The following is a 13,701-nucleotide window of genomic DNA, read 5'->3' as shown; positions in this document are numbered from 1 at the left end:
CATCGGCCCGGGCGATAGCTGGCGCGTGATTAATGCTCGGCGGCCGCTTTGGGATTGGTGCGGTCGTAGGTTTGCAGCATCTCAAGGGCGATCTTTACAGGGACGCCGAAGTTCGAGCCGCCGAAGCTCTGGCCGCCGTCAATCGTCGTCAGGATCGCCGAGTTGATGGCGATGACGCGGCCCTGGCGGTCAAAGATCGGGCTGCCAGAGCCGCCTTCGGTGGTCTGTGCGCTGTGAACGATCTTGCCCGGCAGCGCGTCGCTGATCGTTCCGGTCGTCGTCAGCGGGCGGATGAAGCCGCGCTCGGCTAGCCCCTGCGCAACGTCGGTCACCGAACGTCTATGCAGTCTTAAAATCTCTGTCTTCTCGTTTTCGTCAATCCGTTGCAGCAACCCGTCAACGCCCGTCGGGAAGCCGAGCAGCACGACCGGCTCGCCGACAATCGTGTGGCTGTCCTCGTCGGTCATCGGCAGCACGCGCAGAGCGGCGTTGCCTTGCTCAAACTTGCAGAGCGCGACGTCGTAGCGCACGGAGGTGCTGGCGACTTTCAAATCGAACGGCTCTTTGATGGCCGGGAAGAAAGCGGCCAGCGAGTCGAGGCGCGCCGTATACCCCTGGCCCTGAGCCTGGAGAATTTGCATGACCGGGTCGTTGGCCCAGGGCTGGACGACGTGTTTATTAGTAGCCACCAGCCCGTCTTCGACGACGAAGCCGGTGCCTGTGTAATCGACATGATAAATGCCGCCGGCGCCGTCTACGGAGAGCAGCAGGTGGCCGGTCTTATCTATCGGCTGGTCCGAGAAGCTCTCGGCGCTCTCATAGCGGAGCGGTCGCCCTGTGCCGCGCTCGACGAAGCTGAAGCTGCCGACGATCAAGCAGACGCCGGGGCTGAACTGCTCGGCGATGCGCTGCGTTGACTGCTGAATGTCTTCGTTGGCCTGGCGCAGCCGGTTGATCTCTTCCTGCTGTTTATTGATGACGTCCTGGGCGCGGTTGCGCGCCTCTTTTTCGCTGCCGACCTGATCGCGCAGTTGTTCGGTGCGGTGGTTGAGCCGAACCATCGTCACCAGCACAAACCCCAGTGTGCCGAGCGCGACGATGATCAAAAAAGTGACCAGGCTGACGGCCAGCCATTTGGCGCGGCGCGGAATCTCGGCCCACAGGCTGGCGGTCAGCTCTTTGACGAAAAGCGTGGCGGTTAGCGGATGAACGGGCTGAGCGGCGACCGGCTCGACTTCGACAGGCCGCCGGCGGGAGAGCGTGGTCGCCGAAAAGTTCTCCGGCATCACCTGAAAAAGGACGCTGGCGCTCGACATTCCATGCCCGAAGTGTAGGGTGTCGCCGTCGTGCAGGACATGACCCGCGGCTCCGGCATCATCCGTGAGCGGCTCGCCGTTCACAGTGATCTCTGTGCCGTTCAGCTCGGGCTGCGGAACCAGATGAAAGATGTTGTTGTCGTTATAGATGTCGGCGAGCACGCCCGAAGGCAGGGCTCCGCCTTCTTCCGGCACCAGCTTCAAGTCCGAAGCATCCGAGGTGCCGACGGTGACGCGATCCTGAGTAAAGATTCTGGTTTTGCCTTTCTCACTGCCCGAAAGGTACACGAACATCAGCCGACTCATGCGCTTTTTCGCCTCTCCGAGTGAATAATAACATTCCCGCCAAAAACCGTCAGCCGAAACCTCCGCTTTAGTTTATCAATCGCCGCGACAGGTTGCTTGCGGCTTTGTCGGCATCCTTGAGCGCGTGGTAGGATGCTGGTTCCGGCTGGCCAAATACAATGACAAAACGGGAGATGGGATGGAAGCGAAATCTTGCCATGATCGCTATTTAATTTGTGCCCCGATGAATGCGGGCGCTCAACCGCCGCCGAGGATGACGCTTTTTAGGCGGCTTGGCATGCGTTCACTCCTCGCCTTCGCCCTCGGCTTGCTGCTTTCGGGACTGCCGGCGGTCGCGCAAAAGAAGGGCGAGAAGAAGGAGGACAAGAAGAAGCCTGCCGAGACGTTAAAGATCGCCCGCGTCACGCAAGGCATGGGATTGTATGCGCTCGGCCCGATCTCTCCCGACCGCAAGTCGCTGCTGCTGCTGGCGCAAAAGCCGAATCAACCGCCCAACCTCTACGTAATGAATGTTACGGATCGCTCGATTCGCCCGGCGTTGACGAATTTTCAATGGGGCGCGGCTGATCCGGCCTGGTCGCCCGACGGTCAGACCGTGGCGCTCGCCGGCTTCGGCGAATCGGGCAGCTTTGCCGAAATCTATCTGCTCGACATGAAGACCGGCAAATTGCGCCAGATGACGAAGAATAATTTCAGCGATAAAGAGCCGGTCTTTACACCCGATGGCAAGCAGATTTATTACACGACCGACGAAAGCCCTTTGCCCGATGCCGCCTTTGGCATCCTCCATGTCGCGCGGATTGCGGCGGCGGGCGGCAAAGGCGAATGGTTCACCGAAGAGGAAACGCCGAGCACGCATCCGGGCATCGGCGAAGATGGCAAGTCGGTGATGCTCGTCAAAGTCAGCGAGGCGAGCGGCAGGCATTCGCTCTGGCAATACGATCTCAAAGGCAAGCCGCTGCGCGACCTGACCGAAACGCGCTTCGCGCGCATCCACCGTTACCTCTTCAGCCCTTCAGGCGGCACGCTGGTCTTGTGGGGGCAGGAAGAGGCCGAGCAGCAGGACGAAATCTTCCTGCTTGATTTGAAGAGCGGCAAGGTCACTGACCTGCCTGATCCCGACCAGCCCAAGCGCAGCCCCGCACTGTCACCCGATGGCAAGATGATCGCCTTCATCGGCCCGACCGACGATGGCAACCAGCTATTCGTCTACGACTCGACCGCGGGGCTCGTTCAACAGGTGACCTTCAAGCCCGGCAATGCCCACTCGCCGGTATTCATCTCCGACCACGAGATCATGTTCGGCTCGAACCGCGACCGAGAGCCGGAGATTTATGTGATCGATCTGACGCCGCCGCCTGAAAAAAAGAAATGATACTCGCCCCGCCGGCAACCGCGAACCCGCAATATTAGCTAGGGATCACTGCGTCTTTGAGGCGCGGGTACTCTGTGGCAAGCGAGGCCGGGCCGGGGACTTTCGCGCCTTCGAGCGCCGATTTGATCTCCAGCGCGTTGACTATGCCTTTGCCGCGAAAATGATTGTTGGTGATGACGTAGGTCTCCCGCGCGTGGCGCGCCACGTTCTTGATGTTGTCAATCCACGGCGCCATCTCTTCGGCGGAGTAAAGGTAGTCGTAGCGATCCGCGGGGCTCTTGTTCTCGGCAAACCAGTTTTCGTAGTTGCGGCCGTGGAGGCGGACATAGCCAATGCGCGAGGTGGTCTGCGCCGATGGCTTAATTGAGCGCCCGAACAGCGGTTGATCGATGTTGCAAAAGCCAACCTGCCGCTCTTCGAGGGCCTCGTATATTTCGGGCGTGTTCCACGAGCCGTGCCGCACTTCAAGGATCAGCGGATAATCTTTGAACCGGTCAATCAAGCCGAAGAGGTACTGGCTATCGGCATCGTTATTCTTGAATGACCAGGGGAATTGCATCAGCAAGCCGCCGAGCTTGCCGCTGCCGGCCATCGGCTCGATGCCGGCGCGGAAAGCGCGCTCGTCACGTTCGGTCGCTTTGCCGCGCTCGTGCGTGAACACTTTGTAAAGCTTGGCGGTGAATTTGAAATCCGCGTTGTGTGCGGTGCGCCGCACCCATGATCTTCCCATCACCGCAGTCGGCGGGCGGTAGAAGCTGCTGTTGATCTCGATGGTGTCGAAGAAGCTGGCGATGTACGCCAGTTGATCGAACTTCGCTCCCGCGCCTTCAGGATAGACAATGCCGCGCCAGTCATCGTAAGACCAGCCTGCCGGCCCGACTCTGATCTTTGCTGCCATGTCTTCATTTTAAAAAAGGTTGGAGGATGAATGCCAGCCGCCCGATGAGCCTGACCTGTAAGAAGGCCGCTTGATGGCACCCGGTTTGCCATTGAGTTAAGAGGATTGGTTCGGCCGTACGGATTCAATCCGGCGAACCGAGCCGCTGAATTCATTCGAGGAGGGAAGCGATGAAGCGATACTTGATCGGACTGGCTCTCACGGGCTTGGGCACGCGGCTGACGAGACGCGCACGAGGCATCGTGCCGCAACGGCGGCAGGCGGGCGGCGCGGCAAATGTCGCGGGGATGCTAATCGCCGCGGGCGTCGGCGCAGGGTTGATCCGCTGGCTGAGCCGACGCTAGCGCCTGGTTCCGACCCTCAGCGCAACGCTTGAATGAGCGCGCCGTTGCCCCGTATACTCAACGGCTATGTCTGATGCGGATGTAACGATTCGCGAGTGCGTATCGGTCGAAGATTTTCGCCAGTGCATTGAGCTTGAACGTGCCGTGTGGCGCGACGACGATATCGGCATCATGCCGATCCGTCTCTACATGATCTCGAAGGCGTGCAAAGCGCCGACGGTCGGGGCGTTTGATCATACGGGCAGGCTCGTCGGCTTCGTCCACACGATGCTCGCATTGATGGGCCGCCATACGATTTATCACTCGCACCTCGCGGCGGTCGTCGAAGGGCTGCGCCATAAAGACATCGGCTACCGCATGAAGCTCAAGCAGCGCGAGTTCGCCATCGAATCCGGCATCCCGCTGATCATCTGGACCTTCGACCCTCTGCAATCACGCAACGCCCACCTCAATATCAACAAGCTCGGCGCGATCATTCGCCGCTACGAAGAGAATTATTATGGCGAAGGACTATCGGCGGTCTTTGGCGCCGACGTGCCATCGGATCGCGTTTTCGCGGAATGGTGGGTGGGCTCGCCGCACGTCGAAGCGGCGCTCGCCGGAACCAGGCCACAGGTAGCAGACGCCGAATCGGTCATCATTCCGGAAGATATTCAGTCGGTGCGCGACCGGTCGGTTGAAGATCATAAGCGATGGCGTTTGCGGGTGCGCGCAGACTTTTTGCGCGAGCTGAGCCGCGGGCTGATTGCCCGCGGCTTTGAGCGCGACCCATCGAGCGCCACGAGCCGTTACCTCTTTGGCAAGGACGAAAGCCAGTTTACTTTTGGATGAGAAAGACGATGAAATTGAACCTCGAACGAATCGAGCTGCGCGAGATCGAGCTGCCATTGAAGTACCCGTTTGAAACGAGCTTCGGGCGCACGACGCGGCGGCGCATTATGATCGTGCGGGTCTTTGATCAATCGGGGGCCTTCGGTTACGGCGAATGCACGGCGCCCGAAGACCCTTTCTTCAACCACGAGACGATAGATACGGCGTGGCTGATTATCTCGCAATATATCGCGCCGATACTGGCATCGGCGCGCGTCGAAAGCGCCGCCGAAGTCAATGAAGCGCTCGCCCGCATTCGCGGCAATCGCATGGCGAAAGGCGGCGTCGAAACCGCCGTCTGGGACCTCGAAGCGCGCCTCGCGGGGCAACCGCTCTGGCGCTTTCTCGGCGGCACGCAGAGCGAAATTGCCAGCGGCGTATCTATCGGCTTGCAGGAGTCGAACGCGGCGCTGCTCGAAAAAGTCGAGCGCGAGCTGGCCGCCGGTTATCAGCGCATCAAGATCAAGATCAAGCCGGGCCGCGACGTCGAGCTGGTCGCCGCCATCCGCGAACGCTACCCGCAGATCAGGCTTTCGGTTGACGCCAACTCGGCTTACACGCTGGCCGACATTGACCTGCTCAAGCGCCTGGACGAATACAACCTGATGATGATCGAGCAGCCCTTGACGCCGGGCGATCTGGTAGACCACGCCCGGCTTCAGCGCGAGCTTAAGACGCCGATCTGCCTGGATGAATCGATCACCATGTTGATGGATGCGCGCCATGCGATTGAGCTGGGCTCGTGTCGGATCATCAATATCAAGCTCGGTCGCGTCGGCGGCCACAGTGAAGCGCGGCGCATACAGGATTACTGTCACAATCGCGCCATTCCTACCTGGTGCGGCGGCATGCTGGAATCGGGAGTCGGGCGCGCCCACAACATCGCGATGTCTACGCTCGCAGGCTTCACGCTGCCGGGCGACGTTTCGGCGTCGGCGCGTTACTGGGAAGAAGACATCATCGAGCCGCCCGTGACCGTCTCGGCCCGCGGCACGATCACGCCGCCAGAGGGGCCGGGCATCGGCTTTGCGGTTAACGAAGCCCGCCTCGAATCGCTCGTCGCGCGGCGGCAAGAGATCAAGCTGTAGAGGAGAGACCATGTCAGAGTTTGAGGGCAGGGCGGCAATTGTCACGGGCGGCTCGCGCGGCATTGGGCGCGCCATCGTTGAGGAGCTGGCGCGGCGCGGCGCGGCGGTCGCCTTCAGCTACTCGCGCAATCAGGAGATGGCCGATCAAGTGGTGGCCGCGGTCGAAGCGGCAGGCGGGCGGGCGCGCGCGTTTCAGGCTGATGTCACCGATGCGAAGGCCGCGGAAGAGATGGTTAAAGCGGTCAAAGCCGAGTTCGGCTCGGTAGATTATCTGATCAATAACGCCGGCATCACTCGCGACAAGCTGATTATGATGATGAGCGCCGAAGACTGGGATGCGGTGATCGATACCAACCTTAAGGGTGTGTTCAACGTGACGAAGCCGGCGGTCGCCATTATGGTGCGCCAACGGCGTGGCGCGATCTTGAACATCTCTTCAATCAGCGGCGTCGTCGGCATGGCCGGGCAGACGAACTATTCGGCATCTAAGGCGGGCTTGATCGGCTTTACCAAAGCGCTGGCCAAAGAGGTTGCACGGCGCAGCGTCACGGTGAATGCGCTGGCGCTCGGCCTGATCGAAACCGATATGACAGTGGGCTTGGCCGAAGAGTACAAACAGAAGATGCTCGAACAGATACCGCTTGGCCGGTATGGCTCGGCTGGCGAAGTGGCGCGGGTGGCGGCGTTCCTGCTTTCGGAAGATGCGCGCTACATCACTGGCCAGGTGATCCAGGCAGACGGCGGGCTGGCGATTTGATCTGGAGTCGTTTGCGGATTTGGTAAGCGATGCCACAAAAGCGCCAGGACACTAAGAAACAGAAAGCGAATGGAGATTCTTAGTGTCCTGGCGCTTTTGTGGCTATCCCTCATTCGATAGTGACCAAGGGGTAGACCATCTTGCCTTTGCGCTCAACCTCGATCTGATACTGCCCTGGCTTGAGTTCCGACACCGCCTTGGAAAGCTCTTCAACGCTGGTGATCTCCGTGCGATCCACCTTGTGAATGACATCGCCGTGAAGGATGCCTGCGCGTTCGGCGGCGCTGCCCGGCGCGACCTGCATCACAATCGCGCCCGACTGCGTTTTGAGATTTAAACGGCTAGCGATATCCGGCGTCACGGTTTGCGCGAATACGCCGAGGCGGCCCTTCGGCTGCTCGCCTTGCGGTTGATCGTCGTCATTATTGTCGTTATCGGGGTTCGACTGCCGAGCCGTCAGATCATCAGGCCGCTCGACCAGCTCGACGGCCGCGCTCTGCGCTTGACCATCGCGTAGATACTCGACGCGCGCCTTCGTGCCGACGGGCGTCGCCGCCACCAGGTCGGTCAACTCGCGCGGCGCTTTCACCTTCTGGCCATTAAAGGCAGTGATGACGTCACCGGCGCGAATGCCGGCCTTGCCCGCGGGACTGTTCGGGTCAGGCACGCCGCTGACGAAAACGGCGCTGCCCGGCTCAAGCCCCGCGGCATGGGCGCGCGCTTCGTCAAGCGGCACGACTTGCACGCCGAGATAACCCCGGCTCACCTTGCCCGAAGTGACCAGCTTGCCGAAGACATCGCGAACGGCGTTTGCGCCGATAGCGAAGCCGATGCCGATGTTGCCGCCCTGGCCGAAGAATGACTGTCCACCGGTAAAGATCAACGTGTTGACGCCGATGACTTCGCCCTGCATGTTGACCAGCGGGCCGCCCGAATTACCGGGATTGATCGGCGCGTCGGTTTGAATGTACTTGTTATATTGCGAAGCGCCGAGCTCGCGCCCGGTGGCGCTGACAATGCCGGCGGTGATCGTCTGTTGCAAGCCGAAGGGGCTGCCGAGGGCCAACACCCAGTCGCCTTGCTGAACCTCGTCGCTGTTGCCCAGACGCGCGACCGGCAAGCCGCTGGTGTTGATGTGGATGACGGCAATGTCTGTCGCCGCGTCTTTGCCGACGACATCGGCTTTGAACCGCCGCCCATCGGCCAGCGTCACTTCGATCTTTGAAGCGTTGCGAATGACATGATTATTCGTCAGGATGTAACCGTCCTCGGTGGCGATGAAGCCTGAGCCAGCGCCTTCGCGCTGCTGTTGACCCTTAGGCATCGGCAGCCCGAAGAAATTCTCCGGGGCATCCGCTTGACTGACGGTCTCGACCACGTTGATGAAGACGACGGCATCTTTGACGGTGCGGATGACTTCGCGGAACGAACGCGACAGCTCCGTGGGCGAAGGCGCGTTGTTTGAAACGGCGGCCAGCGAAGGCGGCAGCTCCGGCGGCTTCCCTGCGCCGCGGTGCCCTCTGGCTTGCAGGATGCCCACAACGACGACGAGTAATCCGATGCCCAGAGTCAGCCCAACAATAGTTAGCTTCTTGCTTCTCGGCTGACGAACGGGCGGGGCGTTCAAGGGAGCAGTCGGTCTGCTAAAAGCGGCGCTGCGATTCACTTCATCCATGATTCATCCTTCCACATCATGATCTGTCTGGGTAAAAGATTAGCGAATCGGAGAGGCGGTGCGCAACAGGGTGGGAAGGGAAAGCCGACGAGGGGAGGCGGCGAGGGAGAAAACCGACGCGGGGACACGGAGACGCGGCGACGCGGAGAAGGGAAGACCAGCTATTAGCCTCTGTCTTTTTTCCCTCACCGCGTCGCCGCGTCTCCGTGTCCCCGCGTCACGCTTCCCGCGTCCCTCCGTCTCAAGTGGTGAGGCGGCGCGAGCGCGTCAGCCCGTAAGACTTCAACTGCCGGTAAAGCGTGCTGGGCGAGATGCCGAGTATCTCGGAGGCGCGCCCCTGGTGCCAGCCTGTCTGTTCCAGCACCGTGAGAATCTGCTTGCGGCGCAGCTCGTCGAGGCTGCCGCCGGCGCCGAGTCCGAGGTCTTCGCTCTCTAGTAACATCGGGCGATGGGCGCGCAATTCCAAGGGCAAGTCGTCCGGCGTGATGATGTCGCTGCCCGAAAGGATCACGGCGCGCTCGATGACATTGCGCAGCTCGCGGACGTTGCCCGGCCAGTGATAATTGTTCAGCAGCTCCATCGCGTCGTCCATGATGCTGACGCCGCGCCCGCCCGTGGTGCGCGCCAGGAAATGCTCGGCCAGTGAAGAGATGTCCTCCGGACGCTCGCGCAGCGGCGGCAGGTGGATCATGAAATTGTTGATGCGGAAGAGCAGGTCGCCGCGGAACTTGCCTTCAGCGACATACTCATCGAGATTGCGATTCGTCGCGGCGATGAAGCGCACGTCAACGCTCACCTTCTTGGTGCCGCCGACGCGGAAGAAGGTCTGAGTCTCAAGCACCCGCAGTAACTTCGCTTGCAGGGTGAGGTTCATCTCGCCGATCTCATCAAGGAAGAGGGTGCCGCCGTGCGCCAGCTCTAACAAGCCGAGCTTGCGTTGCCGCGCGCCGGTGAAGGCCCCCGACTCGTAGCCGAAAAGCTCGGATTCCAGCAATGTCTCTTGAATCGCGGCGCAGCTAATATCGATGAACGGGCCATTGCGGCGCGGCGAGAAGTTATGCACGGTGTTGGCGACGATCTCTTTGCCGGTGCCCGATTCGCCGGTGACCAGGACGAAAGCGTTGGACGCGGCGACCTTGCGTACCACCGACATGATCTCGATCATCCGCTGGCTCTTGACGACAATGTCGGGCGCTTTCTCTTTGTAGGTGAGCCGCGATTGCAGGATCAGGTTCTCCTGGCGCAACTGGCGCTTCTCGTAGGCCTTGTTGATGATGGCCTCAAGCTCGCGGATATGGCAGGGCTTGGTGAGGTAGTCGTAAGCGCCGAGCTTCATGGCTTGCAGCGCCGTTTCGACGGTCGCGTGGCCGGTCATCATCAGCACTTCGGGCGGCTGCTCCTGCTGGCGCAGCTCGCGCAGCACCTCGATGCCCCCTATGACGGGCATCATTATGTCGAGCAGCGCGACGTCGAACTCGGACTCGCGCGCCGCCCTCAAGGCCGCCTCGCCGTCGTGGACGAGCGTCACTTGATGGCCGAGCCGTTGAAGCTCCTTCTGGAGGACGATCCCCAGGTTCTTTTCGTCCTCTGCGATCAAAAGTTTGATGCTAGCGTTTGAACTCACAATGTACTCTCCATTTCTAGTATGGGGTCTGTAACTACTTTAGGAGCTTGTTCTGATTGAACCTCGGGCGAGACGGGCAGCAAAACTCTGAACGTGGAGCCGACGCCTTCGGTCGAATCGACCTCCATCTTCCCGCCGTGCTCCGAGACTATGCCGTAGCAGACCGAAAGCCCCAGCCCCGTGCCCCGGCCGAGCGGCTTGGTGGTAAAGAACGGGTCGAAAATCTTTTGCAGGTGCGAGGCCGGGATGCCGCAGCCCGAGTCCTCGAATTCGACGGCTACGGCCCGCTCGTTCTCGCAGTCCTGCCAGCGCGTGCGGATCGTGATGCGCCCGCCGTGCTCCATGGCGTCGTAGGCGTTTGAGATCAGTGCGATGAACACCTGCTTCATCTGCCCCTCGTTTACGTAGACGAGCGGGAGCCTGGCGTCCAGCTCCTTGACGACATGCATGTTGCCGATCTTCGGGTGGTGCTTAACCAGGTGCAAGGTCCGCTCTATGATCTGGTTTATGTCGCTCGAATGCTTTTCGGCCTGGCGCTGGTGCGAGAATTCCAGCAGGCTGTTTGTGATCGTCTTACAGCGGAAGGCCTCGTCCCTTATGATCTGAAGGTACTCGCCGAAGTCCTGGCTCAACCCCTGGCTCTCGATCTCTTCGACGCGGACGTTCAGCGCCTCGGCGCAGGCCGCTATGGTCGCGAGCGGGTTATTCAACTCGTGGACGACCCCGGCCGCCAGTCGCCCGATCGAGGCGAGTTTTTCGGCGTGGATGACCGCCTCGTTCATCTTCTTCTGGTCCGTCACGTCCTCCCCGACCGTGATGACGTGAGTCACCTCGCAGTTATCGACGCGCATCGGAATCTTGCTGATCTTCCAGGTCTTCTTCTGATTATCGATCCAGGACTCTTGCTCGACCCGCACCATGTCGCCTGACCGAAAGACCTCTGTGAACTCGTCTTCGAGTATGCGGCGCGGCTGGCGGGCCAGCACGTGAAAGACGTTCCGGCCCAGCACCGCGTCGCGGCTCATGCCCTGCCCGCCGACCTCGCGGTTGCGGTTCCAGGCGACTATGCGCATGTCGCGGTCTACGACGTAGAGCGAGACGGGCAGCGAGTCAATTATCTTTTCCGTGAACCGCTTCTGCTCCTCGATCTCGCGGGTGCGGCGCGACACTTCGACGGCCAGGTTGATCGAAGTGTCTTTCGTGCGCTGATAAAGCTCCGTATTGCGTATGGCGAGGCTCAGTTGTTGAGCGACCGCGCCCAGCAGCTTCTGGTCGTCGGAGTTGATCGAGCGAGGTTTGCGGCTTGCGCAGATGAGCAGCCCCATCAGCCGGTCGTCGAACATCAGCGGCACGACCGTCTCTATCGAGATGCGCGGGTTCGTCAGGAATCGCTCCGCCACGCGCGTCTCGATCGCCGACTGGATGGCGAAGTCGGCCCGGTCGAGGTACGCCCTCACCCTCTCGGCGTTGTACCAGTCGTCGGACCCGTGGTCCTCGCCGTGAAGCCGCGAGTAGATGGCCGAGACTGGCTCCTCGTCTTCCGAGTTCGCACGCACCACGACGGCGCACACGTCGCACTCAAGGCTCTTACCCACGGTGAAGACCGCGTAGCCGAGGAGCTCGTCCATCTCAAGCGAGGTCATCAGGTTGTTACCCAGGTTGTAGACGAACGACAACTGGGCCGCGCTCTTTTTCGTCTCGACGTAGAGCCTCGCGTTTTCGAGCGCGACGCTCAACTGGTTGCAGATCGTTGCCAGCAGTTCGGCCTGCTGGCGCGGCAGCGAGTTTTGATTGCGAGTGAACAGGCAGATCGCGCCAATCGTCTTGCCCTTCAGCCCGACGGGCGCGCAGACCATGCTGCGGACGTCATTCAGGATCTCTCCCGCCAGCCCTCTGCGCGCGGACGGCGGCAGCGGCTCAAGCAGCAGGTGTTTGTCGTCCATCAGCGGCGCGGTGCGCGAATAGAGATCGAGCAGGCTGCTCACGCACTCCTCGGTCGCGCTGAACCCCTCCGAGGCGACTACGGCCACGGCCTGGTTACCGGCCGAGCGCAGATAGCCGACGCCCGCGTCTACGCTGAGGTTTTTGACTAGCACCGAGAGCGTCGCCTGGACTAAGACGTCGGGCTCAAGCGAGCTGCTGAGGACCGACGAGACGGCGTGCAAGACGTTGAGTTGCTCGAACCGCTCCGTGCGCTCGCGCTCGTTCCGCCACGCGCGCAGGTGCAGCCTTACCGAAGAGAGGAGCTCGCCCCTCTGGTAGGGCTTAACTATGTAGGCGCTCGCGCCGTTGTTGAGGCACGCGACCTTGTCCTGGGCGCGCTGGCTTTTAGAGAGTATGAGGATGGGGAGTTCTGCGGTCGCTTTCACCGCGCGGACATCGTTGCAAAAACTCATGGCCTCGGCGGCCCACTTTAAGCGGCCCAGGCTCGTGCCCGAATCGTCGTCCCCGGTTTCAATAAGCGGCCCGGTCAGGCGTGAGGCGGAGAGGTCGACGACGATCAGCGAGGCCGCCCTTGCCGCGAGGTGTGCGCGTGCGAGGTCGAAAGAGTTGATGGCGATAGCGTTATACCCCGCGACCTTTAGCAGCCGCTCCAGGGCGCTCGCCGATTTCGCCTCATCTCCCAGTACAAGTATGAGGTCAGAAAACCCGTTCGGGTCAGACATAGAAGTGCCTGCAAGGGGGAGCGGGGCAATCTGTCTAACTTCGGGGGCTGAATTTGCTTTGCAACCGTGTGGCGAGAATTTAAGTCATTTTGACTTAAGTGTCAACAGAAATAAGAGGTAAACCGAGGCGCTTTGTCTTCACTGGCCGTGTCAATTTGAACGATTCTCTGATAAATTTATACCTCGAACAAAATAAGAACTGAAAAGAGGGATTGATGAAACGATTTCTGATCGCAAGGACCGTCGCATATTTTGCCCTGGCAATATTGATCTCGGCGCTTGCCGGTTGCACGAATAATGAGAATACCGGCTCGACCGGCGCGCTTAACCCGCCCGGCACGCCCGGCGGCTCGCCCCTTGAGTCGCTCGCAAAATCGATGCGGGCGCAGCTCTCGACGAAATCATTCAGGGCGCGCATCAGTTCTTCCAATCCGAACATGCCGGGCGAGACCGTCGTCGAATACGTCGCGCCCGACCGCCTGCGCATGACCAACCCCGTAAGCGAGATGATCGCGGTCGGCGCGGACACGTATACCCGACAGGCCGGCGGGCAGTGGCAGAAAGCCCCTATCAACGCCAACGAGATGGCCGCCAAATTCAGGGACCCGAAGCTGATCGACGAATTGGAGAAGAACTACAACGTGGCGTTAGTTGGGCCGGACACGCTGGACGGCGTTCCGATGATGGTTTACGAATACACGCCCAAATCGCCCACGCCCCAGACGCCCGCAGGTAAGACGAAAGTCTGGATCGGGACCGACGACAGCCTGCCGAGGAAGATA

General features: G+C 60.8%; 11 protein-coding genes. 6 read left to right on the top strand and 5 right to left on the bottom strand.

Annotated features, from left to right (window positions below; all coding sequences use genetic code 11):
- Positions 1-29: 29 nt before the first annotated feature.
- Entirely contained in the window at positions 30-1,610 is a 1,581-nt protein-coding gene (locus tag VJ464_02915; protein ID HKQ04057.1) for a trypsin-like peptidase domain-containing protein, read from the bottom strand.
- A gap of 289 nt (positions 1,611-1,899) precedes the next feature.
- Between VJ464_02915 and VJ464_02910 the strand changes: the two genes are divergently transcribed.
- Positions 1,900-2,997 (top strand): hypothetical protein, encoded by a 1,098-nt coding sequence (locus VJ464_02910; protein ID HKQ04056.1) that lies wholly within the window; start codon positions 1,900-1,902, stop codon positions 2,995-2,997.
- A gap of 34 nt (positions 2,998-3,031) precedes the next feature.
- Here VJ464_02910 and VJ464_02905 read toward each other — a convergent pair whose 3' ends face one another.
- Complete coding sequence (locus tag VJ464_02905; protein HKQ04055.1) at positions 3,032-3,895, bottom strand: DUF72 domain-containing protein; 864 nt, start codon at positions 3,893-3,895, stop codon at positions 3,032-3,034.
- Positions 3,896-4,065: 170 nt separating this feature from the next.
- Here VJ464_02905 and VJ464_02900 point away from each other — a divergent pair, with 170 nt between their 5' ends.
- From VJ464_02900 to fabG, 4 genes are all read left to right on the top strand, one after another.
- Positions 4,066-4,239 carry a hypothetical protein gene (locus VJ464_02900; protein ID HKQ04054.1) on the top strand — a complete coding sequence of 58 codons (174 nt, stop codon included), beginning with the start codon at positions 4,066-4,068 and terminating at the stop codon, positions 4,237-4,239.
- Between the two features lie 66 nt (positions 4,240-4,305).
- Positions 4,306-5,070: a hypothetical protein gene (locus VJ464_02895; GenBank protein ID HKQ04053.1), complete on the top strand. Its 765-nt coding sequence runs from the start codon at positions 4,306-4,308 to the stop codon at positions 5,068-5,070.
- Positions 5,071-5,078: 8 nt separating this feature from the next.
- Positions 5,079-6,197 (top strand): o-succinylbenzoate synthase, encoded by a 1,119-nt coding sequence (gene menC, locus VJ464_02890; protein HKQ04052.1) that lies wholly within the window; start codon positions 5,079-5,081, stop codon positions 6,195-6,197.
- A gap of 10 nt (positions 6,198-6,207) precedes the next feature.
- Positions 6,208-6,954, top strand: a complete 747-nt coding sequence (gene fabG, locus VJ464_02885; protein ID HKQ04051.1) for a 3-oxoacyl-[acyl-carrier-protein] reductase — start codon at positions 6,208-6,210, stop codon at positions 6,952-6,954.
- Positions 6,955-7,063: 109 nt separating this feature from the next.
- Here the strand turns inward: fabG and VJ464_02880 are convergent, their stop codons facing one another.
- The 3 genes from VJ464_02880 to VJ464_02870 form a co-directional block, all read right to left on the bottom strand.
- Positions 7,064-8,629, bottom strand: a complete 1,566-nt coding sequence (locus VJ464_02880; protein HKQ04050.1) for a trypsin-like peptidase domain-containing protein — start codon at positions 8,627-8,629, stop codon at positions 7,064-7,066.
- 241 nt (positions 8,630-8,870) lie between these two features.
- Complete coding sequence (locus VJ464_02875; GenBank protein ID HKQ04049.1) at positions 8,871-10,253, bottom strand: sigma-54 dependent transcriptional regulator; 1,383 nt, start codon at positions 10,251-10,253, stop codon at positions 8,871-8,873.
- Positions 10,250-12,919 (bottom strand): ATP-binding protein, encoded by a 2,670-nt coding sequence (locus tag VJ464_02870; GenBank protein ID HKQ04048.1) that lies wholly within the window; start codon positions 12,917-12,919, stop codon positions 10,250-10,252. Before VJ464_02870 ends, VJ464_02875 begins: the two co-directional genes overlap by 4 nt.
- Before the next feature lie 215 nt (positions 12,920-13,134).
- On the opposite strand from VJ464_02870, the gene VJ464_02865 reads away from it, so the two are divergent.
- Positions 13,135-13,701, top strand: a 567-nt coding sequence (locus VJ464_02865; GenBank protein ID HKQ04047.1) for a hypothetical protein, incomplete at its 3' end; no start/stop codon positions are given.

It is taken from the genome of Blastocatellia bacterium (assembly GCA_035275065.1).
In the GTDB taxonomy this organism is placed as follows: Bacteria; Acidobacteriota; Blastocatellia; order UBA7656; family UBA7656; genus DATENM01.
This window is presented reverse-complemented; position numbering and strand designations above follow the sequence as displayed.